The 26329-nt window shown below is 63.9% G+C and carries 30 protein-coding genes, 1 tRNA gene, 1 other RNA gene and 1 riboswitch; of the genes, 22 read left to right on the forward strand and 10 right to left on the reverse strand.

Features of this window, described 5'->3' with window-relative positions; translation table 11 throughout:
• The first annotated feature begins 91 nt into the window (after positions 1-91).
• From B3H64_RS05920 to rsfS, 5 genes are read left to right on the forward strand one after another with little or no spacing between them, the layout of a single operon-like run.
• On the forward strand, positions 92-706 hold the full coding sequence (locus tag B3H64_RS05920; protein ID WP_286733730.1) for an XTP/dITP diphosphatase: 615 nt from the start codon (positions 92-94) through the stop codon (positions 704-706).
• Positions 707-715: 9 nt separating this feature from the next.
• Positions 716-1039, forward strand: a complete 324-nt coding sequence (gene yhbY / locus B3H64_RS05925) for a ribosome assembly RNA-binding protein YhbY (protein ID WP_050618067.1) — start codon at positions 716-718, stop codon at positions 1037-1039.
• Between the two features lie 43 nt (positions 1040-1082).
• On the forward strand, positions 1083-2300 hold the full coding sequence (yqeK, locus tag B3H64_RS05930; protein ID WP_286733733.1) for a bis(5'-nucleosyl)-tetraphosphatase (symmetrical) YqeK: 1218 nt from the start codon (positions 1083-1085) through the stop codon (positions 2298-2300).
• Positions 2297-3838 (forward strand): LCP family protein, encoded by a 1542-nt coding sequence (locus tag B3H64_RS05935; protein WP_286733735.1) that lies wholly within the window; start codon positions 2297-2299, stop codon positions 3836-3838. Before yqeK ends, B3H64_RS05935 begins: the two co-directional genes overlap by 4 nt.
• 39 nt (positions 3839-3877) lie before the next feature.
• Entirely contained in the window at positions 3878-4237 is a 360-nt protein-coding gene (rsfS, locus tag B3H64_RS05940; RefSeq protein ID WP_286733865.1) for a ribosome silencing factor, read from the forward strand.
• Positions 4238-4355: 118 nt separating this feature from the next.
• Here the strand turns inward: rsfS and B3H64_RS05945 are convergent, their stop codons facing one another.
• Together B3H64_RS05945 and B3H64_RS05950 are read right to left on the reverse strand one after the other, a co-directional pair.
• On the reverse strand, positions 4356-4538 hold the full coding sequence (locus tag B3H64_RS05945) for a hypothetical protein (RefSeq protein ID WP_278894850.1): 183 nt from the start codon (positions 4536-4538) through the stop codon (positions 4356-4358).
• Complete coding sequence (locus tag B3H64_RS05950; protein WP_286733739.1) at positions 4539-5102, reverse strand: TetR/AcrR family transcriptional regulator; 564 nt, start codon at positions 5100-5102, stop codon at positions 4539-4541.
• Positions 5103-5306: 204 nt separating this feature from the next.
• On the opposite strand from B3H64_RS05950, the gene leuS reads away from it, so the two are divergent.
• Both leuS and rpsU read left to right on the forward strand, forming a co-directional pair.
• Positions 5307-7739, forward strand: a complete 2433-nt coding sequence (gene leuS, locus B3H64_RS05955) for a leucine--tRNA ligase (RefSeq protein ID WP_286733740.1) — start codon at positions 5307-5309, stop codon at positions 7737-7739.
• Positions 7740-7850: 111 nt separating this feature from the next.
• Complete coding sequence (gene rpsU / locus B3H64_RS05960) at positions 7851-8033, forward strand: 30S ribosomal protein S21 (RefSeq protein WP_050618074.1); 183 nt, start codon at positions 7851-7853, stop codon at positions 8031-8033.
• A gap of 62 nt (positions 8034-8095) precedes the next feature.
• On the opposite strand, the gene B3H64_RS05965 is transcribed toward rpsU, so the two are convergent.
• Positions 8096-8731, reverse strand: coding sequence for a nucleotidyltransferase domain-containing protein (locus tag B3H64_RS05965; protein ID WP_278894846.1), 636 nt, complete (start codon positions 8729-8731; stop codon positions 8096-8098).
• 65 nt (positions 8732-8796) lie between these two features.
• Positions 8797-9570, reverse strand: coding sequence for a hypothetical protein (locus B3H64_RS05970; RefSeq protein ID WP_238072661.1), 774 nt, complete (start codon positions 9568-9570; stop codon positions 8797-8799).
• Positions 9571-9653: 83 nt separating this feature from the next.
• Here B3H64_RS05970 and B3H64_RS05975 point away from each other — a divergent pair, with 83 nt between their 5' ends.
• The 6 genes from B3H64_RS05975 to B3H64_RS06000 all read left to right on the forward strand — a co-directional run bounded on the left by B3H64_RS05975 (position 9654) and on the right by B3H64_RS06000 (position 14093).
• The gene (locus B3H64_RS05975) at positions 9654-10157 is read left to right on the forward strand and encodes a YqeG family HAD IIIA-type phosphatase (RefSeq protein WP_238072660.1); all 504 of its coding nucleotides are present in this window, start codon (positions 9654-9656) and stop codon (positions 10155-10157) included.
• Positions 10154-11023, forward strand: a complete 870-nt coding sequence (locus B3H64_RS05980) for a TIM barrel protein (RefSeq protein WP_286733758.1) — start codon at positions 10154-10156, stop codon at positions 11021-11023. Before B3H64_RS05975 ends, B3H64_RS05980 begins: the two co-directional genes overlap by 4 nt.
• Positions 11020-12084 carry a M24 family metallopeptidase gene (locus tag B3H64_RS05985; RefSeq protein WP_286733761.1) on the forward strand — a complete coding sequence of 355 codons (1065 nt, stop codon included), beginning with the start codon at positions 11020-11022 and terminating at the stop codon, positions 12082-12084. Before B3H64_RS05980 ends, B3H64_RS05985 begins: the two co-directional genes overlap by 4 nt.
• Before the next feature lie 77 nt (positions 12085-12161).
• The gene (gene efp, locus B3H64_RS05990; RefSeq protein ID WP_050618080.1) at positions 12162-12731 is read left to right on the forward strand and encodes an elongation factor P; all 570 of its coding nucleotides are present in this window, start codon (positions 12162-12164) and stop codon (positions 12729-12731) included.
• 58 nt (positions 12732-12789) lie between these two features.
• Positions 12790-13227, forward strand: a complete 438-nt coding sequence (locus B3H64_RS05995; protein WP_050618081.1) for a CD1247 N-terminal domain-containing protein — start codon at positions 12790-12792, stop codon at positions 13225-13227.
• 125 nt (positions 13228-13352) lie between these two features.
• Positions 13353-14093 (forward strand): MBL fold metallo-hydrolase, encoded by a 741-nt coding sequence (locus B3H64_RS06000; RefSeq protein ID WP_286733765.1) that lies wholly within the window; start codon positions 13353-13355, stop codon positions 14091-14093.
• Here B3H64_RS06000 and B3H64_RS06005 read toward each other — a convergent pair.
• From B3H64_RS06005 to B3H64_RS06020, 4 genes are all read right to left on the reverse strand, one after another.
• A complete protein-coding gene (locus tag B3H64_RS06005) occupies positions 14074-14340 on the reverse strand; it encodes a GIY-YIG nuclease family protein (RefSeq protein WP_286733767.1) in 267 nt (88 codons plus the stop codon). The genes B3H64_RS06000 and B3H64_RS06005 overlap by 20 nt on opposite strands.
• A gap of 150 nt (positions 14341-14490) precedes the next feature.
• Positions 14491-16620, reverse strand: coding sequence for an ATP-dependent helicase (locus tag B3H64_RS06010; protein ID WP_286733768.1), 2130 nt, complete (start codon positions 16618-16620; stop codon positions 14491-14493).
• 58 nt (positions 16621-16678) lie between these two features.
• The gene (locus B3H64_RS06015) at positions 16679-16801 is read right to left on the reverse strand and encodes a hypothetical protein (RefSeq protein WP_278320006.1); all 123 of its coding nucleotides are present in this window, start codon (positions 16799-16801) and stop codon (positions 16679-16681) included.
• A 122-nt stretch (positions 16802-16923) separates the two neighbouring features.
• Complete coding sequence (locus tag B3H64_RS06020) at positions 16924-17217, reverse strand: hypothetical protein (protein ID WP_154666652.1); 294 nt, start codon at positions 17215-17217, stop codon at positions 16924-16926.
• 160 nt (positions 17218-17377) lie between these two features.
• Positions 17378-17477, forward strand: a riboswitch (TPP riboswitch).
• A gap of 90 nt (positions 17478-17567) precedes the next feature.
• Here B3H64_RS06020 and B3H64_RS06025 point away from each other — a divergent pair.
• The 6 genes from B3H64_RS06025 to B3H64_RS06050 are packed head-to-tail and all read left to right on the forward strand — an operon-like array spanning position 17568 to position 22706.
• Positions 17568-18197, forward strand: coding sequence for a YkoF family thiamine/hydroxymethylpyrimidine-binding protein (locus tag B3H64_RS06025; protein WP_094762401.1), 630 nt, complete (start codon positions 17568-17570; stop codon positions 18195-18197).
• A gap of 19 nt (positions 18198-18216) precedes the next feature.
• Positions 18217-18804 carry an ECF transporter S component gene (locus tag B3H64_RS06030; RefSeq protein ID WP_050618085.1) on the forward strand — a complete coding sequence of 196 codons (588 nt, stop codon included), beginning with the start codon at positions 18217-18219 and terminating at the stop codon, positions 18802-18804.
• A complete protein-coding gene (locus B3H64_RS06035) occupies positions 18797-20266 on the forward strand; it encodes an ABC transporter ATP-binding protein (RefSeq protein WP_050618086.1) in 1470 nt (489 codons plus the stop codon). Before B3H64_RS06030 ends, B3H64_RS06035 begins: the two co-directional genes overlap by 8 nt.
• Positions 20254-20967 carry an energy-coupling factor transporter transmembrane component T family protein gene (locus B3H64_RS06040; protein ID WP_050618087.1) on the forward strand — a complete coding sequence of 238 codons (714 nt, stop codon included), beginning with the start codon at positions 20254-20256 and terminating at the stop codon, positions 20965-20967. The genes B3H64_RS06035 and B3H64_RS06040 overlap by 13 nt, the downstream gene beginning before the upstream one ends.
• A 16-nt stretch (positions 20968-20983) precedes the next feature.
• On the forward strand, positions 20984-22213 hold the full coding sequence (locus tag B3H64_RS06045) for a radical SAM protein (protein ID WP_050618088.1): 1230 nt from the start codon (positions 20984-20986) through the stop codon (positions 22211-22213).
• Between the two features lies 1 nt (position 22214).
• On the forward strand, positions 22215-22706 hold the full coding sequence (locus B3H64_RS06050) for a hypothetical protein (protein ID WP_050618089.1): 492 nt from the start codon (positions 22215-22217) through the stop codon (positions 22704-22706).
• 44 nt (positions 22707-22750) lie between these two features.
• On the opposite strand, the gene B3H64_RS06055 is transcribed toward B3H64_RS06050, so the two are convergent.
• Entirely contained in the window at positions 22751-23473 is a 723-nt protein-coding gene (locus tag B3H64_RS06055; RefSeq protein ID WP_286733778.1) for a LytR/AlgR family response regulator transcription factor, read from the reverse strand.
• Between the two features lie 240 nt (positions 23474-23713).
• On the opposite strand from B3H64_RS06055, the gene B3H64_RS06060 reads away from it, so the two are divergent.
• A complete protein-coding gene (locus B3H64_RS06060) occupies positions 23714-23947 on the forward strand; it encodes a hypothetical protein (protein WP_050618091.1) in 234 nt (77 codons plus the stop codon).
• Between the two features lie 59 nt (positions 23948-24006).
• Here B3H64_RS06060 and B3H64_RS06065 read toward each other — a convergent pair.
• A tRNA-Ala gene (locus tag B3H64_RS06065) sits at positions 24007-24082 on the reverse strand.
• A gap of 170 nt (positions 24083-24252) precedes the next feature.
• Between B3H64_RS06065 and ffs the strand changes: the two genes are divergently transcribed.
• Together ffs and dnaX are read left to right on the forward strand one after the other, a co-directional pair.
• Positions 24253-24518: signal recognition particle sRNA large type (ffs, locus tag B3H64_RS06070), an RNA gene on the forward strand.
• 86 nt (positions 24519-24604) lie between these two features.
• Positions 24605-26320, forward strand: a complete 1716-nt coding sequence (gene dnaX, locus B3H64_RS06075; protein WP_050618092.1) for a DNA polymerase III subunit gamma/tau — start codon at positions 24605-24607, stop codon at positions 26318-26320.
• Positions 26321-26329 lie beyond the last annotated feature (9 nt).

Below are 26329 nucleotides of genomic sequence, written 5' to 3' on the forward strand. Positions count from 1 at the left end.
TCGACGAGCAGCGGCGGCTGGTGGACCTGTGCGCCAAAGGCATCCGGGAGGTCCAGTCCATCCAGAAGGCCGCGTTGGGAGGTTGACCGGAATGAAAGTCGTACTCGCCAGCAAAAACGCCCACAAGCTCCAGGAGCTGCAGGACATCCTCTCCGCCCAGGGCGTGGAAGTGATTCTGGAATCCGCGGCGGGGGTGGATGTGGAGGTGGAGGAGACCGGGACCACCTTTGAAGAAAACTCCCTGCTCAAGGCCAGGGCCGTTATGGAGGCCTCCGGCCTGCCCGCCATCGCCGACGACTCGGGCCTGATGGTGGACGCCCTCAACGGGGCTCCGGGCGTCTACTCCGCCCGGTACGGCGGACCCGGCCTGGACGATGCGGGCCGGTACCGACTCCTGCTGGAGAACATGCGCGGGGTGCTGGACCGGAAGTGCCGGTTCGTCTCGGCCATCACGCTATGTATGCCCTCCGGCGACATCGTGACCGCCCGGGGGGAGTGCCCCGGCACCCTGGCCTACGCCCCTCAGGGGGAGAATGGCTTCGGCTATGACCCCATCTTCTTCGTACCGGAGAAAAAAAAGACCTTTGCCCAGCTCACGGCGGAGGAGAAAAACGCCATCTCCCACCGGGGACGGGCGCTCCAGCTCTTCCAGGAGAAGCTGTCGGCCTATCTGGCCGGGCAGAAAGAGCAATCAAACAGAATATAAGGAGTATATATGGAACTGACAAGCAAGCAGAGGGCCCAGCTCCGGGGAATGGCCAATTCCCTGGACCCCATCGTCCACATTGGAAAGGACGGCCTCGGGGACAACCTGGTCAAGCAGGCCAGCGACGCCCTGGAGGCCAGGGAGCTCATCAAGTGCCGGGTGCTGGAGAACTCCATGCTCACCGCCCGGGAGGCCGCCGACGCGCTGGCCCGGGCCGCCCGGGCCGAGGTAGTCCAGGTCATCGGGACGAAGTTCGTCCTGTACCGCGAAAGCCACAACAAGGAGAAAAAGGACAAAATCGTGCTGGTCAAGGACAAAAGGCGTCCGGAATAATACCTCCGCACGGGAGGGCAGTGAGGAAGAGGGAGTGTTCGCTATGAAGATCGGCGTCTATGGCGGAACGTTTGACCCGCCCCACATGGGGCATCTCGAGGCGGCCCGGGCGGCCATGGATCTCCTGGGACTGGACCGGATGCTGTTTATTCCGGCGGCTGTGCCGCCCCACAAGGTCCTGCCGCCGGAGGCTGCCGCCGCCGGAGACCGGCTGGCCATGGCGGAACAGATGGCCGACGGGCTGACCCTCCTGACCGGGCGGCCCGGCTGTGCCCAGGCCGACTCCACGGAGCTGCACCGGCAGGGAAAAAGCTATACGGCGGATACCCTGGACCAGCTTCGGGAAAGATATCCAGACGATGAGCTGTGGCTGCTGATGGGCACCGATATGTTCCTGACCCTGCAGACCTGGCACCAGCCCGGGCGCATCCTGGCCCAGGCCCGGGTGGCCGCCTTCGCCCGGGCGGAGTCGGACAGTATGGAGGCGATGGAGCGGCAGGCGGCCTTCCTGCGGGACAGCTACGGCGCTCAGGCGACCCTTCTCCGTCTGCCGCGGGTCACTGAGGTGTCCTCCACCTTCCTGCGCTCCCGGCTGAGAGAGGACCGGGCTGAAGTCCGGGACCTGCTTTGGTGCCAGGTATACGGCTCCATCCTGCGCCGGGGCCTCTACGGGGTGAAGGCCGACCTCCGGCATCTGGATGACGAGGACCTGCGCCGCTGTTCCTGGTCGATGGTCAAGGCCAAGCGCATCCCCCACATCCGGGGCTGCGAGGAGGAGGCCGTCCGGCTGGCCCTGCGCTGGGGGGCGGACGCGGAAGCGGCCCGCCGGGCGGGCATTCTCCACGACTGCACCAAGTACCTGGACCTGGCGGAGCAGTTGAAATTGTGTGACGAATATGGTATCGTATTGGATGATTTGGAGCAAAAGGCGGTCAAGCTGCTGCATTCCAAGACCGGCGCGGCCATCGCCCGCCATGTCTATGGGGCGCCGGACGAGGTGTGCGACGCCATCTACTGGCACACCACCGGAAAGGCGGATATGACCCTGCTGGAAAAGGTGCTGTACCTGGCCGACTACATCGAGCCCTCCCGCGAGGAGTTCCCAGGGTTGAAGGAATTGCGCCGTCTGGCCTATGAGGACCTGGACCAGGCGCTGCTGCTGGGCTGCCGGCTCACCATCGAGGATATGGAGGAGCGGGGCGTGCCGGTGCATACCAATACCCTCCAGGCCAGAGACTGGCTGAAAGGACGTAATCCATGAGCGACGAAAACGGCGCCAAGCCACAGAAAAAAAGAGGCGGAGACCGGCTGATGAAGTCGGAGAAGCGGGAAAAGCGGCCCAAGGTCCAGCGGACCGGACGGGAGTTGATCCTGCACCGGGTCTATGTTGCCCTGACGGCCGTCTCCGCCGTCATTGTAGCGCTCTTTGTGCTGTATAACATCCTGGTGGTGAAGCCCACCGTGGGCGGCAGGACGGAAAAGGACCCGGCCGCACCCGGCGCCACGGAAGATGTGACCCAGGCGCCCAACCACGTGAAGGGCGACGACGGTGATCGCAAGGAGGACTTCTTCACCTTCCTGGTGGTGGGCCGGGACACGGGCGGCGGCGGTAATACCGACACCATCATGCTGGTGTCCTACGACGTGCCCAACCAGAAGCTGTCCGTCATGAGCATCCCCCGGGACACCATGGTGAACATCCCCTATGACATCAAGCGGATCAATGCCGTCTACAACTATTACGGCGGCGGGGAGGACGGCATCGATGCCCTCTACAAGGAGGTCAGCCAATTGGTGGGCTTCCGGCCCGACTTCGAGGTGGTCATCGAATGGGCGGGCGTGGGCGAACTGGTAGACGCTATTGGCGGTGTGGACTTCGAGGTGCCCATGCGCATGCGCTACTACGACCCCACCCAAAACCTGAACATCGACCTGCAGAAGGGCTACCAGCATCTGGACGGGGACAAGGCCATGCAGCTCATCCGCTTCCGCCACAACAACGACCTGTCCGTGGGCTATGCCGACGGCGACATCGGCCGCATCGCCACCCAGCAGGCCTTCCTGAAAACCGTCATCCAGAAGTGCCTGTCCAGCATCACCGACATCGGGACCATCACCCGCCTGGTGGGGGTGTTCCTGGACAACGTGCAGACCGATCTGACCGTCAACAATCTGCTGTATTTCGGGGAAAAGGCCATTCTGGGCGGACTGAGCATGGACAACGTGACCTTTGTCACCATGCCCGGCGACTATAACGGCTACGCCTGGAGCCGCACCTACCAGAACAATCAGTCCTATGTGCTGCCCTATGCCGACGAGGTCATCGGGGTGGTCAACGAGTATTTCAACCCCTTCCTGGAGGAGCTGACCACCGAGCACCTGGACATCATGTCGGTCAATTCCAACGGGAGCCTGTCCTCCACTACCGGCGTGGTAGAGGACGCCAAGGCGGCCAGAGCCCCGGTCAAGCCCTCCAAGCCCTCCAAGCCCGCCTCCAGCCCCGCTGTGGAGCCGGTCGAGAGCGTGGAGCCCCAGGAGACCGGCACGGTGGAGCCCTCCCCGGTCCCGTCGGAGAGCGCCGCCCCCTCCCAGAGTCCGTCGGGCGGCCCCGGCGGCCCCGGCAGCACTGTTTCGCCCGGCGTGAGCCCCTCGCAGCCGCCGGCGGAGAGCGTCAGCCCGGAGCCATCTCCGACGCCGTCGGAGCGCCCCGGCGTCCTGCCGCCCGTTCCGACGCCGGTGGAGACCGGCTCCGCTGGAAGCGGCGGGGAGCAGCCGCCGGAGGGCATCCCCATCTACTGACCTGCCACACTGGAAAAAGGATAAGGAGAGCTGTCTATGATGAATCCGAAGGATATGGCCCTGACCATTGCCAAGGCCCTGGACGACAAGAAGGGTCAGGACATCAAGGTTCTGGAGACCAGCGCCCTGACCACGCTGGCCGACTATTTCGTGCTCTGTACCGCTACCTCCAGCACCCAGATTAAGGCGTTGGGGGACGAGTGTGAGAAGGTGATGAAGGAGGCGGGAGAGCTTCCCCACCACATCGAGGGGCACCGGGGGGGCACCTGGGTCCTGCTGGACTTCTCCTCGGTGGTGGTCCACATCTTCAACGACGAGGCCCGGAAGTTCTACGATCTGGAGCGCCTGTGGCGGGACGCCGCAGAGCTGGACCTGAGCGAGGTCCGAAAGCCCGACTGAAATAAAGCTTTATGCCGCTGCCCGCTTTGCGGGCGGCATGGCCGTTTTTGCGTTACGTTTGCGCAAAAAAAAGACCGCGGCACCCGCCGCGGTCTTTTTTGTGGGGAAGGCTCCCGCATCAGCTCTTGGCAAAGAGGAAAAGGGTGATGGCGACCATGGCGGATCCCACAGCGGCCAGACCCAGCAGGAAGTGAAACCCCATGTCCTGCTGTGGGTGGAAGCGCACCCACAGCCCGCAGATCAGCATACAGGTCAGCAGGAACAGGGAGAGCCCACCCAGAAGCCGGAGAAAAACCGTCATCTACTCACCTCCCAGAAACAGATCGAGCTGAGCGTCCAAAAAGGCGGCTGCGCCAGCGTCGCTGTAGATTTCAGGCCCGTAATACCGCTGAAATTCCTCTCCGCGGTAAAAGGCGAGCTGCATGGTATAAACCAGGCCGAAGGCGGCCAGCCGGCAGGCCTCTTCCGATTTGGCGGGGCCGAAATGGGCCCGGAGGTCGGGCAGAATATCCAGGGGAAGCGAGATGGGTTCTTCCAGCAGAAGGTAGGGGATGGAGGCCTGGGTCAAAGCGCGGTATTTGAGCATGGCCAGGCAGACGGGCAGGAGGCGGGCGCGGAGCTGTTGCCGAGGGGTGCTGCCTGGGGGGGCCTCTCCGGCGTGACGGCGGAACTCCGCCGCCACGATCTCATCCACGGCCGCCTTGAGCAGGGCGTCCTTGGAATGGAAGCAGTAGTTGATCATGGATAGATTGACGCCCGCTTCGGCGGTCAGCCTCCGGGTGGTCAGCTCATCGGGCGGGACGCCCTCCTCCAGCAGCCGCCTGGCCGCCTGAAGAAGTTTTTCTCGGGTGCTCTGCTGTGCCATATGCTCACCTCATATAAAACATGTTTTAAATATGTTTTATATTATACCCGGTCGGCGGCGCTGTCAAGGGAAAAGTGCGGCCTGCCCCGCCTTACTCCGGTGAAATGCTTGCAATATCAGCCCATTTCGAGTATAATAGCACGGAATGTGTTGCGAAGGTGGGAAGGGTCCCGCCGGACGCCGAACGATAAGGAAGTGCAAACGATGAAGTACGATTTTGCCAGCATCGAGCCCAAGTGGCAGAAAAAGTGGCGGGAAGAAAAGACCTTTGCCGCGGCCAACGGTGGGGACAAGCCCAAATTTTACGGCTTGGTGGAGTTTCCCTATCCCTCCGGGCAGGGCCTGCACGTGGGCCACGCCCGGCCCTACACCGCCATGGACGTGGTAGCGCGGAAGAAGCGGATGGACGGCTATAACGTGCTGTTCCCCATGGGCTATGACGCATTCGGGCTGCCCACCGAGAACTACGCCATCAAAAACCACATCCATCCCGCCCAGGTGACCTACGACAACATCGCCAACTTCACCAAGCAGCTCCAGATGTTGGGCTATTCCTTCGACTGGGACCGGGTCATCAACACCACCGACCCAGAGTATTACAAGTGGACCCAGTGGATCTTCCTTCAGCTCTATCAAAAGGGGCTGGCCTACAAGACCACCATGCCCGTGAACTGGTGCACCTCCTGCAAGTGCGTGCTGGCCAACGAAGAGGTGGTGGAGGGAGTCTGCGAGCGCTGCGGCGCCCCCGTGGTCCGCAAGGAGAAGAGCCAGTGGATGCTCAAGATCACCGAGTACGCCCAGCGGCTCATCGACGACCTGGACGATCTGGACTTCATCGAGCGGGTGAAGATCCAGCAGAAGAACTGGATCGGCCGCTCCACCGGCGCGGAGGTCACCTTCCGGGCTACCACCGGGGACGACATCGTGGTCTTTACCACCCGGCCTGACACCCTCTTCGGCGCAACCTATATGGTCATCTCGCCCGAACACGCCTATGTGGCCAAGTGGGCCGGTCAGCTCACCAATCTGGACGAGGTGCAGGCGTATGTGGCCGCCGCAGCCCGCAAATCCGACTTCGAGCGCACCGAGCTGGCCGCCGACAAGGAAAAGACCGGCGTGGAGCTCCAGGGCGTCCGGGCCGTCAACCCGGTCAACGGCAAGGAGATCCCCATTTTTATCTCCGACTACGTCCTGGCCTCCTACGGTACCGGCGCCATCATGGCTGTGCCCGCCCACGATACCCGGGACTGGGCGTTCGCCAAAAAGTTCGGCCTGCCCATTGTTGAGGTGGTCCAGGGCGGCAACGTTCAGGAAGAGGCCTTTACCCTCAAGGACGACACCGGCATTATGGTTAACTCTGGCTTCCTGGACGGCCTGACCGTCAAGCAGGCCATCCCCACCATCACCAAGTGGCTTACCGAGCAGGGCATCGGCCACGAACAGGTGAACTATAAGCTCCGGGACTGGGTGTTCTCCCGCCAGCGCTACTGGGGCGAGCCCATCCCCATGGTGTGGTGCGACCAGTGCGGCTGGGTGCCCCTGCCGGAGGAGCAGCTCCCCCTGCTGCTGCCCGACGTGAAGAGCTACGAGCCCACCGACAACGGCGAGTCCCCTCTGGCCCACATGACCGACTGGGTGGAGACCACCTGCCCCCACTGCGGCGGCCCCGCCCGGCGGGAGACCGACACCATGCCCCAGTGGGCGGGCTCCTCCTGGTATTTCCTGCGGTATATGGACCCCCACAACCAGGAGGCTCTGGCCTCCAGGGAGGCGCTGGATTACTGGTCCCCAGTGGACTGGTACAACGGCGGCATGGAGCATACCACCCTGCACCTGCTCTACAGCCGGTTCTGGCACAAATTCCTCTACGACCTCGGCGTGGTGCCCACCAAGGAGCCCTACAAGAAGCGGACCAGCCACGGCATGATCCTAGGCGAGGGTGGCGAGAAGATGTCCAAGTCCCGGGGCAACGTGGTCAACCCCAACGACGTGGTGGCCGAGTTCGGCGCTGACACCATGCGGCTGTATATCATGTTCATCGGCGACTTTGAGAAGGCTGCCGCCTGGTCTGCCAAGGCGGTGAAGGGCTGCAAGCGTTTCCTGGACCGGGTGTGGAACCTGTCCGAGCAGCTCGCCGGGGAAAAGGGCTATTCCAAGGCCAACGAATCCGCCATCCACAAGGCCATCAAGAAGGTATCCGAGGACATCGAGGCCATGAAATTCAACACCGCCATCGCCGCGCTGATGGCTTTGGTCAACGACTTCTACGCCAACGGCTGCTCTCGCGGGGACTACCAGGCTCTGCTGCTGATGCTGTCTCCCTTCGCCCCCCACGCGGTGGAGGAGCTGTGGGAGAGCCTGGGCTTCGCCGGCGAGACCGGCGGTATGGCCTGCCAGCAGTCCTGGCCCGCCTACGACGCGAGCAAGACCGTGGATGCTGAGGTGCAAATGGCCGTTCAGGTGGGCGGCAAGCTCCGCGGCACCGTCACCGTGCCCCTGGACAGCGAACAGGACGCCGTGGTGGCCGAGGCTCTGAAGGACCCCAAGGTCCAGAAGTTCACCGAGGGCATGGACATCGTCAAGGTCATCCTGGTCAAGAATAAGCTGGTCAACCTGATCGTGAAGCCGAAGAAATAAAAGTCCTCTTGACAAGACCTCTTGAATTGCATATAATAATACTGTTAAAGCCATAAGAATGGCCCTTTCGTGACGGGATTCCCCGCCACTTCGGAGGGAGGGGAAACAACAATGTCGGAAGTTCATGTCAGAGAGAACGAGTCTCTGGAGAGCGCGCTGAAGCGATTCAAGCGTAGCTGTGCCAAGTCCGGTGTTCTGGCTGAGGTGCGTAAGCGCGAGCACTATGAGAGTCCCAGTGTCAAGCGTCGCAAGAAGTCTGAGGCCGCCCGCAAGAATCGGAAGAAGTTCTATTGAGATTTAAAGCCCAGCGCCTTTCGGCGCTGGGCTTTTGTCATCCGGCCGGCGGAGCCGCCGGTTCATGCCTCGGGCACGGCCCCCATCAGGGAGGAGGTCCACCGGATCAGCGCCTGGTAGCAGGCGTCGCAGTCCGAGTCATCCAGTCCGGTCTCGGGGTAGAGGCGCTTGAGCTCGGCCATGGTGGCGGCGTAGCAGCCGGAGCGGCGGTAGTGGTCCAGCCGCAGCAGGAAAAAGGCGGACTTGGCCAGAGAGGCCAGACACCCTGCCGGGTCATCCTCGTGGAGGTAGCAGTGGCAGGCGGCGTGGTACAGATTGGCCGCCCCAATGTGTACCGCCGCCGCCGTATCGGCGGGGGAAAAGGCGGGAAGCAGATTCTCCAGTCCGCCGTACAGCGGCTTGGTGTCCAGCACGAGCTGCAGCAGATCATACCGGGGCCAGTGGAGCAGCTCCTCCCGGCCGCAGAAAAAGCCGCAGGTCAGCCCGCCGTGGGGCAGGGTCCGCAGAAGCTCCCGATAGGCCCGCAGGTCCTCCAGACCCACCTGGTCCAGCACCACCACCATGTCGATATCGCTGTCCGGTTTGCTTTCACCCCGGCCTCGGCTGCCCTGGATGCCCAAAAAGATCACACGGCCGGGAAAAGTATCCAGAAGCCGGTGGGTAAACAGCTCCAGCCAGGTGTCCAACTGAAATTCCATGGGATATTCCTCCTTCTCTCAGATTGCTCAGTATAGCAGAGCGAAGGCGGGATGGCAAGGGTAAATTATCTCAAAATTTCCGATAAAAGATCGGAAACCTCCGGATAGAGCAGAAGCGCATCGGCGATGTCCAGGCTCCGGGCGGTGTGGAGCTTCTTCCGGATGGAGGCGGCGTCGTCGAAAAGAATGAAGTGGGCTCCGTTCTGACGGTTCATATAGGTGAAGTAGTGAGCGCACAGCTCGTTGGAGAAAAAGATGACGGGTTCCCGCTCCTGGATGCGCTGTTGGAGCTCTTCCTGGGTGAGGCGGATGCCCTGTCCATTGGGGGAGGGGAGAAAAAAGTCCTCGGCGGACCGCTCCACCGCCAGGGCTACCCGTGCCGCGCCGTACTGCTGGACGGCCTCCTGAAGCCGCACCTGGAGGGAGCCGCCGGACAGGGCGGTGGGGATGAGCACCTTGGCCGTGGCGGAGTAACGGCCATACGGCTCCGGGACGTAGAGGGGCCAGCCCCGCTTGGCCAGCAGCGGGGAGAGCCCGGCGATCACCTGCCCCAGCAGGGGCAGGTGCCGGTCAAAATCGCAGATCACCCCGGTATAGCCCCGGGCGGCGCACTCCCGCACCACCTCCTGGCAGAAGGGCGCAGGGTCTCCCCGGCCGTCAAAGCCGGCGTCGTCGATGAGCATCACGCCGCCCCGGACCGGAACGGGCAGATTGGCCCGGAACAGGTGCGGACCGCCCCCTACCCGGTAGGCCATATGGGCCAGCGTGAGGCCAAAGCCCTGCGCCGCCATCATCTCGGTGGGCGGTACGGCCAGAAGCAGGTTGGTTTTTGAAAGCATATGGGTCATCCCCCTTGTCCATTTTTCCTGAAACTGATATAATGCACTCTATGCGGACAAGATAGAAAACATGAGGTGTATCCATGGGATTTTCACTGATACCGGACCGGGTCTTTTCCTCTGTGGCGGAGATCAGGCCGGAATGGCTGACCGCGCGGGGGATCACGCTGCTGCTGGCCGACCTGGACAACACGCTGGTCCGGTACGGACCCGGGGACCCCGCTCCGGAGGTGCTGGCCTGGAGGGAGGGACTGCGGACGGCGGGGGTGGAGTTGTTCCTGCTGTCCAACAGCCGGAAGCCGGACCGCCCCGGGCGTTATGCCAAACGGCTGGACATCCCCTATCTGGGACACGCGGGCAAGCCAAGGACCGCGGGGTTTGAGCAGGCCATGGCCCGCATGGGCCGGACCGCCGGTCAGACCGCCATGGTGGGAGACCAGATCTTTACCGATATCCTGGGGGCCAGGCGGATGGGAATCCTGGCCCTACTGGTGGAGCCCATCCAGTTGGCGGGCAATCCGGGGCGCTACCTGCGCTACGCCGTGGAGCAGCCCTTCCGGGCTCTGGGGAAAAGGAGGAGCCGATGAGCGTATGGTTCGGCCCTGCGGGGCTGCCGGACGATTTCCCAGGCAAGAGCTCGGTCCAGGCCCCGGCCTGGCTGGCCTCGCTGGGCCTGGACGCCTTCGAGTACCAGTGCGGCAAGGGCGTCAACGTGGGGGAAGAGACCGCACGGGCGGTGGGGACGGCCGCGCGGGAACACGGAATCCGGCTGTCCCTCCACGCCCCTTATTTCATCAACCTGGCCAACCCCGATCCGGACAGCCGGAAAAAGACCACCGGTTATATCCTGGCCGCCTGCCGGGCCGCCGACTGGATGGGGGCCGGGCGCATTACCGTTCATACCGGGGCCCTGATGAAGCGTGCCCGGCGGGAGGCCCTGGACACCGCCATCCCCTCCCTGCGGGAGGTCCTCCGGGCCTGCGATGGGGAGGGCTACGGACACCTCACCCTATGCCCCGAGACCATGGGCAAGATCAACCAGCTTGGGGATCTGGATGAGGTATTGGAATTATGCCAACTGGATGAGCGGCTGCTGCCCTGCGTGGACTTCGGCCATCTCTATGCCCGCTCCCTGGGGGCGGACGAGGGGGAGGAAGCCACGGAGCGCATCCTGGACCGCATCGCCTCCGCGCTGGGGGAGGACCGGGCGTCCCGGTTCCACAGCCACTTCTCCAAGATCGCCTTTACCCCCAACGGCGGCGAGAAGGTCCACCTGACCTTCGACCAAAAGGACTTCGGCCCGGACCCGGAGCCCCTGATGCGGGCTCTGGCCCGCCGGGGCTGGAGCCCTACCATCATCTGTGAGAGCGCCGGAACCCAGGCCAGGGACGCGCTGCATATGAAAGAGCTTTATGAAGGGTTTCTAAAATCGAAAGGAGATCACACGATATGAATCATCTGAAACAGATCGCGGCCAAGCTGCCCGAATACGGCGTTGACGCCATGATGCTCACCAGCGCACCCGGCGAGTTCTATGCCGTGGGCTTCCATGGGGAGGGCATCGTCCTTGTCGCCGCCGGTGAGGCCTATTACTTCACCGACTCCCGGTACATCGAGGCCGCCGAGAAGCAGGTCGCCGGCGCGGCCGTCGCCGTGACGGATCGGAACCGCAACTACAAGGCCATGGTCCAGGAGGTCATCGACCGCTGCGGCATCAAAAATCTGGGCTTCGAGGAGGAATACATGTCCGTGGCGGCCTTCCACGACTGGAAGGAGAGCCTGACCGCCGAGCTGGTCCCGGCCCAGAAGCTGGTGAACGGGCTTCGGGCAGCCAAGGACCAGGAGGAGATCGCCCGGATGGTCCAGGCCCAGGAGATCACCGACCGGGCCTTTGACGCGATCTTGAAATTCATCCGGCCCGGCATGACGGAGAAGGAGATCGCCGCCAAACTGGAGTACGACATGCTGCGCTTCGGCGCCCAGCGCATGTCCTTCGAGCCCATCGTGGTGACCGGCGCCAACGGAAGCCTGCCCCACGGCATTCCCGGCGACACCGTGGTGGAGCCAGGCAGCTTCCTTACCATGGACTTCGGCTGCGTCTACGGGGGGTACTGTTCCGACATGACCCGCACCATCGCCGTGGGCGAGCCCACCGAGGAGATGAAGAAGGTCTACCACATCGTGCTGGAGGCCCAGCGCGCCGGGATCGCCGCCGCCCGGGCCGGCGTGCCCGGCAAGAGCATCGACGCCGCCGCCCGGAAGGTCATTGAGGATGCGGGCTACGGAGACTATTTCGGCCACGGCTACGGCCACAGCGTGGGCATCGAGATCCACGAGTCCCCCAACGCCAACACCCGGGAGGAGACCATCATGCCGGTGGGGGCCGCCGTCTCCGCCGAGCCGGGCATCTACCTGCCGGGACGATTCGGCGTGCGCATCGAGGATGTGACCATTCTCACCGCCGACGGCTGTATCGATATCACAAAATCCCCGAAGGAACTGATAATTCTGTAAAAAGCCTTGCAAAATGGGAAAGAATAGGGTAAAATAGCTTAGTTAAATTTCAACTCTACTTTGGAGGATGGATACCAATGCCTACGATTACTGCCAGTGATTTTCGTAACGGTGTGACGTTCGAGATGGACGGCCAGGTGATGCAGGTCGTCGAGTTTCAGCATGTAAAGCCCGGAAAGGGCGCCGCTTTCGTTCGGACCAAGATGAAGAACGTGATCACCGGCGGCGTGACCGAGACCTCTTTCAACCCCACCGCCAAGTTCGAGAGCGCCTATGTGGAGCGCAAGGACATGGAGTACAGCTACAACGACGGCGATCTGTACTACTTTATGGACCCTGAGACCTACGACCTGGTGCCCATCGCCAAGGAGACCCTGGACGACTCCTTCCGCTTTGTCAAGGAGAACATGGTCTGCAAGATCAACAGCTACAAGGGCAGCATCTTCGCCGTGGAGCCCCCCACCTTTGTGGAGCTGGAGGTCACCGAGACCGATCCCGGCTTCAAGGGCGACACCGCCACCAACGTGACCAAGCCCGCTACCGTGGAGACGGGCACCGAGATCAAGGTGCCCCTGTTCATCAACCCCGGCGACCGGATCAAGATCGACACCCGCAGCGGCGAGTACCTGGAGCGCTGCAAGAAGTAAGCGCGCCCCCGCGGCCGCGATTGTATGGCCTTTGGCCAAATAAAGGAGAATTTCTGCTATGACTATTTCTGAGAAGGTTGCCTATCTGAAGGGCCTGTCCGACGGTCTGAACATCGACACCGAGAAGTCCAAGGAGGGCAAGCTGATCTCCGTGATCATCGACATCCTGGAGGAAGTCGGCATGTCCATCGAGGATCTGGAGGAGAACGCCACCGCCATGGGCGAGGAGATCGACGCCATTTCCGACGACCTGTCCGACGTGGAGGAGATCGTCTACGAGGACGACGACGAAGATGACGACGACTGCTGCTGCGACGACGACGATTTCTTCGAGGTGGAGTGCCCCAACTGCAAGGAGGAGCTCTGCATTGACGAGGACGTGTTGGAGGCCGGCTTCATCGAGTGCCCCAACTGCCACGAGAAGTTCGCGCTGGAGGTCAATGAGGATGAGTGCGGCTGCGGCTGTGGCTGCGAGGACGAGGACGACGACGAGTAATCCTGTCCCACCTGTTTCGAACAAAAAGGCCCGGCGCTCCGCGGAGCGCCGGGCCTTTTTTGATGCGGAAAGGGCGGTACACTTGGTTTTTCGGGTGTAAAAGGATGAAAAAGGAGGGGAACTCCGTGAGAGAAAAAATCCGGGTAACGCTGTTGGCCAACGCCGGGATTCTGCTGGAGGGAACGGGGGCCCGGCTGCTGATCGACGGTCTCTACGACCCGGCGGGAACGGAGTTCCAGGCGGTACCGGAGCCGGTGAAGGCCCGGCTGCTGGCGGGGGAGCCGCCGGTGGACCTGCTGGCCTTTACCCACCTGCACCCCGATCACTTCAGCCGGCGGGAGACGGAGACTTATCTGGCGCGGAACCGGGTCCGGGGAGTTCTGCTGCCGGAGGACGGTGGACCGCTGGCCGGGCCGGTGCGTCGTATGACCGGCGTGCGGGGGGCGTGGGAGCCGCTGCCTGGCGTGCGGATCACGTGGGTTTCCAGCGGTCATATCGGGCCTCAATATGCCGAGACGGCGCACTTCTGCCTGCTGGCGGAGCTGTCCGGCGTGGGGGTCTTGGTGACCGGGGACGCCGACCCGGAGCGGGGAGAACCCACCTGGCAGGAGCTGGGATGGGCCCGGCCGGATGCGGTGCTGGTCAATCCGCTGTTTTACCAGAGCCCCCGGGGCCGGGCCCTGCTGCGGGAGGTACTGCGGCCGGAGCGGGTGGTTTTATACCATATCCCCGGCGCGGACCGCGACCCTTGGGGACTGCGCCGGATGGTCCGGCGGCAGTTGGAGCGGAGCCGGGACGAGCCCTACCACCTGTCCGCCCTGTGGGGGCCTCTGGACCGTATGACGGTCACGGGGCGGGGGGAGTAACGCCGCCCCGGGCGATCAGGGCCAGCTTTCCACGCCGGGAGAGCTGCTTGAGGGCATACTCCCGGCGCAGGGCGGCGGACTTGTCGGGGCAGGCCTCCCGGTAGACCAGGGCCACGGGGACCCGGCCCCGGGTGTATTTGGCGCCCCTGCCGCTGTTGTGGGCCGCCAGGCGTCGCTCCAGGCAGTCGGTGATGCCGGTGTAAAGGGTGCCGTCGGCGCAGCGGAGGATGTAGACCCAGTAGGTCATGGCGGGAAGCCTCCCTTGTGCCCCTTTGGGCAGAATGTTGAAACAAGGAGAAACGGATTGTCTACCTTGGAGATTCCAATACCGATGGCTACGCCCCCCACGCTCCGTTCTGGGCGGGCGGGATCCGGCGGCGGTCCGCTGGACCGGGCCTCAGACCGGATGCTCCAGACGGATCAGGCCCTTGCGCAGGCAGGCGGTCAGGTCCAGCTTTTTCGTCCCGTGTTCCCGGAAGGAGACGGAGGCGATGCTGCCCGTTTTGTCCAGGAGGATGCCGCGGCCAAATTGCCTGTGGACCACCGCCGCCCCGGGGATGTAATCCTTTTCCCAAAGCGCGACGGAGGATGCGGAGGGCGGGGCCTTCCGGGGCGGAGGGAGAGGCTTCGGCCGGGGCACGGCCCTGTCTCCGGGCGGGACGGAGCCCAAAAGCTGGCGCGCGAAGGTGGAGCCCGGGGCTGGCTCTCCGAACCGGGCGGAATAGGTGAGCAGCTCAAACTGGTATTTGGCCCGGGTGACCCCGACGTAGAACAGCCGCCGCTCCTCCTCCAGGGCCTCCCGCTCCTCGGGGGAGAGGGAGCCCTCCTCCTCCGGCGCGTCCACCGCGGGGAAGACGCCGTCCATCACGTCGATCAGGACCACCCGGTCGTACTCCAGCCCCTTGCTGGAGTGGATGGTGGACAGGACAAGGGGGCAGTCGGGGTAGCGCTCCGGCCCCTCCACCACCCGCTGGAGCGCGTCCAGCCGGTCCAGCAGGCCCTGGATGCCGGAGGACTGCCGAGCCAGGGAGAGCAGGATGTTCACCCGGGCGGCGTCGGCGTGCCTGGCGGACAGGTAGTCTCCGTAGCCCATGTATTTGACAATGCGCTGGAGCGCGGCGAAGCCGCCCAGCGCGGGCAGCTTGGAAAAGTGGGTCCGCAGGGCCCTCAGGCGGCCCGCCTGCCAGGGCTCGATCTGGCCGCTGTCCAGCAGCACATCCAGTACCGACGCGTCGCCGCCGTACCGGGCCAGCACGTCCTGAAGCACCCTGCGCTTGAGGCGCAGGTCCAACTTGTAGTAGAAGCGGAGAAAGCGCTCCGCATCCCGGCCGTCCAGGGCAAAGCGGAGCATGTCGGTCAGATCCCGCACCACCGGGCTGGAGAAAAAGTAGCTCTCCCTCTGGCGGCAGCGGTAGGGGACCCCTTCCCGCTCCAGCAGATCGATCAGCGGCAGGGCGCTGTCGTTGTTGCGGTAGAGAATGGCGGTGGACCGGCTGCATTCCCGGGCGAGCCGGAGCAGATAGCGGTACTGACGGCTGTAATCCTCCAGCTCCACCACCCGAATGGGCTCCCCCTGGGGGTTGTCTGTGGTCATATGCTTGGCATGGCGGCTCTGGTTGCGCTGGATGAAGGCGTCCGCCTTTGCTACGATGGACCGGGTGGAGCGGTAGTTGGTCTCCATCAGAAGCACCCTGACCTCCGGGTAGACGGTCTGGAACTCCAGCAGGGCCTGGGGCCAGGCGGCCCGGAAGCCATAGATGCTCTGGTCCTCGTCGCCGACCAGGAACAGATTCCGGCTTCGGGCCGCCAGCAGGCGAAGAATCTTGTGCTGGATCTTGGAAGTGTCCTGGGCCTCGTCCACGCAGAGGTAGGGAAAGCGGGTCTGGTAGTAGGCCAGCAGATCGGGGAAGCGGCGCAGGATGCGGCAGGCAAAGACCATCTGGTCGTCGTAGTCCATGCGGCGGCTGCGCTCCAACTGCTGCCGATAGGCGAAGTAGACGGCGGGAAAATCCACTCCGTCCAGCCTGATCTCCCGGACCTCTTCATCGGTGAGCAGCATGTTCTTGCAGTAGGTAATCCGGGTGCGGACCTCCTTCACGTCCTGATCGGTGGGGTAATCGCCCCCGGCGGCCATCAGCTCCCGGACCAGGGCGGACAGGCGGCTCTCGCTGCTCTCCAACTCGAAGGGGACGGTCCCCTTGACCCGGGCGTAGCGGTGGATGATGGACTGGCAGACGCCGTTGATGGTGCGGAACGGGAGGGCTTCGGCGTACTCCGCTCCGAAGAAGGAGCGAAACCGGCGCTTCATGTCCCCGGCGGCGGCTACCGTGTAGGTGACGGTGAGGATATGCCCCGGATCTATCCCCAGACAGTAGAGCATATACCCCAGTCGGGTGACCAGCACGGTGGTCTTGCCGCTGCCCGGAACGGCCAGCAGGAGGGTGGGCCCGTCCACCTGCCGCACGGCGGCCTCCTGCTGGGGGTTGAGCTGGATATGGAAACTGGATTTGAATTCCTCGTAGGTCATTCGGTTCCTCACTTTCGGGATAAAAGCGCCTCAAAGCCGCGGCTTTGAGGCGCTTGGCTTACCCCAGCATGTAGGTCCAGGGGAGGTTTTCCCAGGTGGCTGCGCCGTACTGCCGGATTAGCACGTCGGTGAGATAGCGGATCTTCTCGCGCGGGGCCTCGGAGCGGCCGGTGGTCAGCATGGCGTCCAACCGGTCGCGGTTATGCCACAGGTCGGCCCAGGTTCCGCGAAGGCCTCGGGGTGGCTGACCATGGCATAGCTGGAGGCGAAGCCCTCGGACCCGGAGCCGGCGGAAAAGGGGGCTCACTGGCCGCAGGAGGCGCTCCAGCCATTGACGATCCGAGCGGTGGAGACCACCATGTGTCCCATCTCGTGGCTGTACTCATAGGGAGAGCCGAAGCCGGTGCAGTAGATGCGGTCCACCTTGGCCGCGGAGTAGTCGTAGACGTGTTCGCCATGGAAGCCGCCGCCCATGCCGCTGGGCTCGCCGTTGAAGAAGATCCTATCGACGGGGAAGAGAACGATCTCAGTGGGACGGCGGCTCCACTCTCTCAGTGCCGGAGTGCGCGGGGTCCTGCGCTCTTTATTGTAACGCATCGCTCCATAAAAAAGCAACCTTTGAAGGGCGGCAGCCGAAATTACGGCCAGGAGCACAGGGGAATGCCTGCCGAACGGAGGGGGAGGAGAGGGAAAACAACTTTTCCTTGACAAGCGGAAGGGAACTGACTATACTGACAACAACAACTGAATATGGAAAGTAGAATTCTAGGGGGACTCCATGCGGAGTTGAGATAGATTAATCTGACCCTTTGAACCTGATGGTTAAGACCAGCGTAGGGAAGCAATTCGAACAGAACGACATGATTTGTTTGTGGCCAAAAGAGTGCTTTTTCACGTGAAAAAGCACTCTTTTTATTTTTGCCTGATGAAAGAAAGGAAGATGTGCAATGCAACAGGAAGGCTGCGGCTGCCAGCGGGAGGACCTCCCCTGGTCCGGGCGGGGCACCAAGCTGGATATCTCCGGCTGCCGGTTCTCCCTCTATCCCATGGACAGCGATTTTGTCTCCATCATTTTGGGGGCGCTGGAAAAGACCGACACCTCGGCGGTGTGGAGCCAGTCCGACGCCCTGTCCACCGTCTACCGCGGACGGCTGCCCTACGTGGCCGACGCGGTGAAGGGGCTGTTTATCAACGCCTGGCGGCCGGGCGTCCACATGGCGCTGGAGGGGCAGTTCTCCAAGGGCTGCCCGGGCGACTGCGACGGGGACAGCCTGCTGGACCGTCAGGGCCCAGCGCCCAACCAGGCGCTGGCGGCGGAGCGGCACTTTCCCGTGCTGTGCAAGCTGGCCCTGTACCCCATGGGGGTGGGGGACTACATCGACCAAATCGCCCAGGTCTGGCGCATGGCGGAGGACGCCGGTCTGGCCCCCGTCACCATCCACTATGCCACCCGCATCTCCGGCGACGTCCACCAGGTGTTCGACTATCTGGAGGCGGTCTGCCGCCGCATGGAGGAGACCGTCCCCCACTACATCCTGCATTTCACCCTGTCCGTCAACAGCCCCACCCAGGAATAACGAGAGGAGAAGATCCATCATGAACGAGAAATACGGCTGGAAGCTCCAGGAGATCATCCTGGTGGCGATGCTCTGCATCGTTTTCGGCGTCGTCTATCTGGCGGGGGTCTATCTGGCCTCCTTCCTCAGCACCCTGCTCACCCCCGTCGGCCTGGCCCCCCTGGCCAACGAGCTCGTCTTCGGCGTGTGGTTCATGGCCTCCACCCTGGCCGCCTACATCCTCCAGAAGCCCGGCGCGGCCATCGTGGCCGAGGTGCTGGCCGCCCTCATTGAGGTGCTGCTGGGCAACATGTACGGCCCCATGGTCATCGTGGCCGGCATCATCCAGGGCGCCGGCGGCGAGATCGTCTTTGCCGCGGGCGGCTACAAGAAATTCGACCGCAGGATGGTTTGCCTGGCCTCGGTTGGCTGCTGCATCACCAGCTTTTTGTGGAGTTTTGTCCGCTCCGGCTACGGCAAGCTGGCCGTTCCCCTGCTGGCGGTGATGTTCCTCATCCGGCTGGTCAGCTCGCTGATTTTCTCCGGCGTCCTCAGCAAGGCCATCGGCGACGGGCTGGCCCGCACCGGACTGCTCAAGGGCTACGCCCTGGGCCGGGCCCATGCCTGAGCCGCTGCTGGTCGGCCGGGAACTGACCTTCCGCTATGGAAAGCAGTCGGCTCCCATCTTTTCCAACCTGTCTCTGACGGTGGAGGAGGGAGAGACGGTGCTGCTGATGGGGCCCTCCGGCTGCGGCAAGTCCACCCTGGCCTACTGTCTGGCGGGGCTCTACCCCGAGTATGCCGGCGAGCTGGCGGGAACGGTCCGGCTGGCGGGACGGCCGCTGGAGTCCTATGGGCCGGCGGCCCGGGCACGGACGGTCTCCATCCTCTTCCAGAATCCGGACAACCAGTTCTGCATGGACCGAGTGGACCATGAGGTGCTCTTCGCCCTGGAGAACATCAACTACCCCGGCGACCTGCGGGCCCGGATGGACGAGCTGCTGGAGCTGGCGGGCCTGAGGGAGCTGGCCCAAGCCCCCATTCGCACCCTGTCCGGCGGCACCAAGCAGAAGCTGGCCCTGTGCACCGCGCTGGCCACCGGCGCAAGGCTGCTCATCCTGGACGAGCCCTTCGCCAACCTGGACCCGGCCTCCTGCGCCCAGCTCTCCGCCCAGCTCCAGGCGCTCAACCGGCGGGGCCTGACCCTGCTGGTGGTGGACCACCGGCCCGACTGGTGGCGGAGCTTCCTGACCCGTGTGGTGCTGATGGAGGACAAAGGAAATCTGGATGCAGGGGCGTTCCCTCCGTCGGAGCTGGAGGCCCGCCGGGAGGCGCTCACCCGCCGGGGCCTGTTTCTGGACGACGGCTGGCTCAACGGGCGGAGACCGCCCGCGGTGCCCCGGCCGCCGGAGACGGCGGCGGAAGCGGAGGATCTGGCGCTGTTTCACGCCCGGGAAAAGAAGCCCTGTCTGGAGCACCTCTCCTTCCGGCTGGAGAAGGGGAGCGTTACCGCTCTTATCGGCCGCAACGGGGCGGGTAAAACCACTCTGCTCACCGCCTTGGCCGGGGTGGGCCGCCACAGAGGAAGGCTCCGGGTGGCTGGGCGGGTCGGGCTGGTCTTTCAGAACCCCCGCTTCCAATTTCTCACCCTGACGGTGGAGGAGGAGGTCCTCACCACCCTGCGCGCCGCCCGGCCCCAGGCGGCGGAGGAAGCGCGGGCGGCGGAGGCCGAGGCCCTGCTGGGAGAGTTCGGCCTGCTGCCCTGGCGGAAGCACTCCCCCTATGAGCTGAGCCAGGGACAGCAGCGGCGGCTGGCCCTGCTGTCCATGCTGGCGGGGGAGCAGTCCCTGCTGCTGCTGGACGAGCCTACCTACGCCCAGGACGAGCGGTCCACCCGCTTCATCCTGGACCTGCTGGAGCGGCGGGTGGCGGAGGGACTCACCGCCGTGCTGGCCACCCACGACCTGGCGCTGGCCCGGGCCTGCGCCAATCAGATCCTGCTGCTGGAGGACGGACGCCTGACCACTCTCGCCCCAGCGGAGCTGGACGCCTATGCCGCCGAGAGGAGGATGCCGTCATGCGAAGCCTGAATCCCGGCTATAAGCTGCTCACGCTGATTTTGGCCTCCCTGCTGCTGTCGGTGACCTTTCGCACCCGGCTGAATCTGCTGACGGCGGGGCTGGCGCTGCTGGTCACCTTCTGTACGCCCGGTGTCCGCCGGCGGAACCTGCTGCTGGCCCTGATCCCTTTTTTTCTGACGGCGGCCGGCATGTTCACCACCGGCCTGTTCTTCTCCAACGGCGGGCAGGAGGGGGTGGAGGTAACGCTGCTGGGCCAGCGGACCCTCTACGCCACCAACCTGACCACCGCCGCCCAGCTCGCCTCCCGGGTGCTGGCCTTCGGCGGCCTGGGGATGCTCTTCGCCTTTACCACCGACTCCATGGAGCTGATTATGAGCCTGATGCAGCAGTTCCGCCTGCCGCCCAAGTTTGCCTATGGCATCCTGGCAGCCTACCACTTCTTTCCGGTGGTCAAGGAGGAATACGCCGTCGTGGGGGCGGCCCTACAGGTGCGGGGTGTCAAGGCGGGCCTCTGCTCCACCAGACGGCTGTTCCCCATGCTGGTCCACGCCCTGGAGCGTTCGGAGAGCCTGGCCATGGCCATGGAGTCCCGGGGCTTTGAAAGCGGGAGCCCCCGGGCGGTGGCGTTTCGGGTGGAGCTGCGCCCGGTGGATTTCCTGTTTCTCTTCGGACTCAACGGCGCGCTGCTCGCCGGACTCATTCTGCTGTGAGAAAGGAGACGCGTTCATGATTGCGGCCAAGCGGGGGGAGTGGGCTCAGGCCTGCGCCGACTACCCCGACCTGTCCCCCTTCACCCTGCTCAAGCTGAGCATGGTGCGCTACGGCGCGGAGCTGAGCCGGGGCGCGCTGGAGCGCCTTCAGGACCCCCGCTATTCCTTCGGGCAGACGGAGCCCTTCGGCATCCGCTTCGAGGGCCGAGCCCCCGCCCTGGCCCTGCCCGGCCCCATCCTGCTGCGGGACGGCTCCTTTGTCTACATCAACTACGGGGAGCGCTTTGACGACCCCTACCGGATCGACTACGACCGGGACAGCGGCGTGTTCCTGCTGCGGGAGGGGGAGGAGACCCTGGAGGAGGTGGACTTCGTGCCCCGGCCCGCCTTCTTTGGGAAAAAGACCAGCCGGGGCACCCCCATGGAGATGCTGGCCGACGTCCGGGCCCAGAAGCTGATTCTCACCGCCTTCCAGCGGTGCCGCCTGTGGGAGGGAGGCGACCAGTGCCATTTCTGCGCCTTCTTCACCGACGGCCGCAGCCAGGGGGAGGTGGACGGTCAGGACATCTACGAGACCGTGCGGGAGGCCATCCGGGAGCCCGGACGCTTTTCGGAGATCTACCTCTCCGGCGGTACGGATTTCAGCGGGGACCCGCCCTTTGCGGCCGAGGCGGAGCGCTACATCCGGGTGCTCCAGGCCGTCGGGCGGAACTTCTCCGGCCGGTTCTCCAGCCAGCTCATGGCTCCCGCCTATCCAAAGACGCTGCTCCGGCGCATTTACGATCAGACCGGGGTGACCTCCTACTGTCCCAACATCGAGGTGTGGGATGCGGCCATTTTTAAGGAGCTATGCCCGGGAAAGGAGAAATGGGTGGGCCACGCCGAGTGGGTCCGCCGGACCCTGGACGCGGTGGAGATCTTCGGGAAAGGGCAGGTGTGTACCCAGGTGGTGGGCGGCGTGGAGCTGGCCGCCCGAAACGGCTTTGCCACCGTGGACCAGGCCCTGAAATCCAACTTTGAGGCCTGCGAATTCTTCGCCCGGCACGGGGTCAGCTACCTCAGCGTTCTCTGGCACCCCCACAAGGCCTCCCGGCTGGGGTTCCGGCCCCTGCCGCCGCTGGACTACTATATCCGGCTGGCCAAGGGCCTCCACGAGATCCGGCGGGACTACGGTTTGACCTCCACCAACGACGACTACAAGCACTGCGGGAACCACCCCGACAGCGATCTGGAAAGGTTGGATTGATATGCTGCGACTGCCTGGAAAGACCCCGCTCCCAGCGGCGGCCGCCGGCGGGCTGGAGAAGGCGGACTGCCGCAGGCTGCTCCAGGTCCCGGGGGCGGCGGCAGGGGAGCGGCACGCCTTTTTGTGCCCCTCTCTCACCAGCCTGAACGGCGTGACGCTGGCCCTGAGCCTGCCCCAGGAGCGGACGGAGCTGGGCCGGGGGCTGGTTCGCGGGCTGTGGTTTGACCAGCCTCTCACGCTGTGGCTGTGCGGAGCGGGGACCACCCTGCGGGCACGGGCGTGGGCCTACCGCTGCCACATTGCCGGTCCGGCATTTACCCGCCTGTTGGCCCGGGCCAGGGAGGCGGACCCCGCCGGCGACATCGCCTGCGCCTGGGAGCTGCTGGCGGAGGAGTGGCGGGAGACGGGGGAGCTCCCTCCGGCCCCCGAGCCGCTGCCGGACGGCCCGCCGGAGCTGCACCTGGATCACCCGCTGTTGCACACAGACCGATGAAGACAGCCCGCCCCCGCGCCTATGGCGCGGGGGCGGGCTGTGCGTTAGGGTACGGTATCGGGGCGCTGCCTGGACGCCACATAGTCCAGATAGGCCTGACGGATGGCCTTCAGGCCGCGCTGCCGGATGTAGACCACGTCCCCGGTCACCAGCAGAAACTGCTTGTCCGCCTGCCGGATGTAGTCCATGTTGACCAGAAAGCTCTGATGGCACCGGAGGAACCGCCGGTCCCGCAGCTCGCCTTCGATCTCGTTGAGGGTCTTGTAGATCACGTAGGTCCCGCCGGTGCAGCAGTGCAGGATGCATCTGGAGTTGCTGCTCTCGACATACAGGATCTCGTCGTAGGAGATGTGAAAGACCGTGGTGCGCTGCCGGATCTGATAGACGCAGGCGCTTCGGACCTGAGTGATCCGGTCCATGACCCTGCACAGCTTTTCGTAGTGGTACGGCTTGAGCAGATAGCCGTCGGCCCCCACGTCGTAGCTGTCCACCGCAAACTCCGGCGCGACCGTGAGGAAGATGATGCTCCCACCATAGCCGAACTCCCGCAGCCGATGGGCCAGAGCAAGCCCCAGCATATCGCCCAGGTAGATATCCAGAAGGACGGCGTCGAACCAAGCGCCGTCCTCGATGTCGTACAGCAGGTCCATTCCCTTTTCATACGGTACGATATCGAAGGGAATGGTCTGGGCCGAAGCATAGTGGCGGATCAGCTCTGCGATCAATTCTCGGTCGATAAAACTGTCGTCGCAAATGGCAATACGCATGTTCCAGAATCCTTTCTTTGGAAAGACTGCTTGGCAGCGATCCCATAACCGGCTCGAACGGATCAAAAAGAAGCGTATTTCGTTCTGGACGGAGGCGGGAGTTGGATGATTGACGAATTCATCGGTTTTCCATGCGTTTTCGACATGTCGAGGCACGGATACCGGAATATGCTACAATGTTTCCGGGATGGTAAAGAAGGGCTGCTTGCCCGATGGGAGTAGCGGAATGAGGAGGATAGTATGTTTGAATATCAAGCAGAGCAGGAGCGGCTGTGCCGCTCAGATGTGGGGGAATATACCGCGTTCGCTGTGCGGGCCTGCTGCAGGTGCGGCGGACAGAGGGAGACGGTAGCCTTGATCTCGGATGTGTTTTTGGACGAGGGGACGGCGGAACGGTGCGTCAGACAATGGAACCGGATGGAGCTGGATGTGATCCATTTGTGGGACGTCATTGACGATCTTTTGGCACTGTAAACCGGAAAGCAGAGCGTCATAGCAAAAAAGTCAGCAAACCATCGTTTGCTGACTTTTTTTGGTGGACCTGAAGGGATTCGAACCCTCGACCTCTCGGATGCGAACCGAACGCGCTCCCAACTGCGCTACAGGCCCATGAAAATCGCCCGGCACGAACCGAACGCCATATTATTATAGCATATTTTCTCTTTTTGTAAAGCCCCTTTTTCACAAATAGCAAAAGCGTCTTGATAATTTAGGATAAGTGTAGTACAATAACTCCTACCGGCTGATACCGGGCCTGCCCGGCCCGGCGCAAAGCAAGGCCGCGCTAGTCGGGGAGTTAGCGGTGCCCTGTACCTGCAACCCGCTACAGCAGGGATGAACCCCGGCCCCCGGAACTGCATTGTGTCGTCTGCCCCAGGCAAGTAGTGATGATAGATCGGTCCCGCGCAACGGGAACCCGTGAACCATGTCAGGCGGGGAACCGAGCAGCATTAAGCGGAACCTCCCGTGTGCCGCGGGGGCGCCGTTCTTGAGCCAACTGCCCGGGTAACGGACATAGCGCAGCATTTCAAAGGTCGGTGTGCGGCCTTGCTTTGCGCCGGAAGGGCAAATCAGATCAGCGCGAGGGGCACGGTTCGCCGCGCCCCCTTTTTTCGTGAGGTGACAGGAGCGATGTACCAGGCCCTATACCGCAAATGGCGGCCCCGAACCTTTGACGATGTGGTGGGGCAGTCCCATATCACCGAGACCCTCAAGCGGCAGGTGGCTGCAGGCCGCCTCTCCCATGCCTATCTGTTCACCGGCACCCGGGGCACGGGCAAGACCACCTGCGCCAAGATCCTGGCCCGGGCGGTCAACTGTGAGCATCCGACGGATGGCAATCCCTGCAACCAGTGCGCCTCCTGCCAGGGCATTGAGAACGGCTCTATCCTGGATGTGCTGGAGCTGGACGCCGCCTCGAACAACGGCGTGGATCAGGTCCGCGCCCTACGGGATGAGGCGGTCTATTCTCCTGCCGCGGTCCGCAAGCGGGTCTATATCGTGGACGAGGTCCACATGCTCTCCACGGCGGCCTTCAACGCCCTGCTGAAGATCCTGGAGGAGCCCCCAGCCCATCTGATGTTCATTTTAGCCACCACGGAGCTGCACAAGGTACCGGCCACCATCAAATCCCGATGTCAGCAGTTTTCCTTTCAGCGCATCCTGCCGGCGGACATCGCCCGGCGGCTGAGCTATGTGGCGGAACGGGAGGGGATCGACCTGAAGCCCGAGGGGGCGGCGCTGCTGGCGCGTCTGGCCGACGGCGGCCTGCGCGACGCGCTGTCGCTGCTGGACCAGTGCGCCGTCTCCGGCGGGCCCGTGGGGGAGCAGCGGGTACTGGACGCCCTGGGACTGGCAGGCGGTCTGGAGACCGGGCGCCTGATGGGACGGGTAGCGGATCATGACGCCGCCGGGGCCCTGGAGGACATTGCACGGCTGTATGCGGGCGGGAAGGATGTATCCGCCATTCTGGGAGAGCTGTCCTCGCTGGCCCGGGATTTGCTCATTCGAAAGACCGCGCCCACGGCAGGCGGAGCGCTCCTCACCGGCGGCTTTGACGATGCCACGCTGCGGGGCCTGTCCCAGCGCTTTACCCCCGCCAAGCTGGCCTGGGTGCTCTCCACGCTCCAGTCCACCCTGGCGGACCTGCCCCGGAGCAGCAACCGTCGGACCGACGCCGAGCTGTGCCTGATCCGGCTGTGCGACGAGACTCTGGATGACAGTGTCCCGGCCATCCATGCCCGGCTGGCCCGGGTGGAGGCCCAACTTGCCTCCGGTGTACCGATTCAAACGACAGGTGAAATGCCTTTACAAGAGAAAAGAGAAGTCAGGCCGAAGGAGTCCTTGAAAACAGAGGACCGGCAAGGAAAAATACTTGCTAATTTGGACGCCCCGGCAACGGAGACTCCCCCCCGGGAGGAGTCCTCCACAGTCCAGGAACCGGCCTCTCAGGAGGCTGTCCGGCCGGTCCGGACGGCCGAGCCGGTTTCCGCTCCCGCGTCCATGCCCAGCGGAGACTTCTGGCCCGCTCTGGCGGAGAGCCTGCGGGATCAGGTGGGGCGGAATGTGTGGTCTTTCCTGGGAAATGCCGCCATGACCAGGGGGACGCTGGAGGACGGGGTGCTCACCCTGTGGGCGGACGACGATCTGGTCAAGGGGGTCATCGGCCGGCAGGCGGTGCTGGACACGGTGGCTCGGGCGGCCAGCGCCCGGGTGGGGAGCCCGGTGCGGGTAACGGTCAAGGTGGGCAAGCCGGAGAGCGCTCCAGCGGCTCCCGCTCCCGCCCACGACAACCTGGATGATCTGCTGGCCTTCAGTCAGCAGTTTGACAACATCACCATTAAATAAGGAGTGTAT

Source organism: Intestinimonas sp. UBA1698 (genome assembly GCF_002320075.1).
Lineage (GTDB): Bacteria > Bacillota > Clostridia > Oscillospirales > Oscillospiraceae > Intestinimonas > Intestinimonas massiliensis.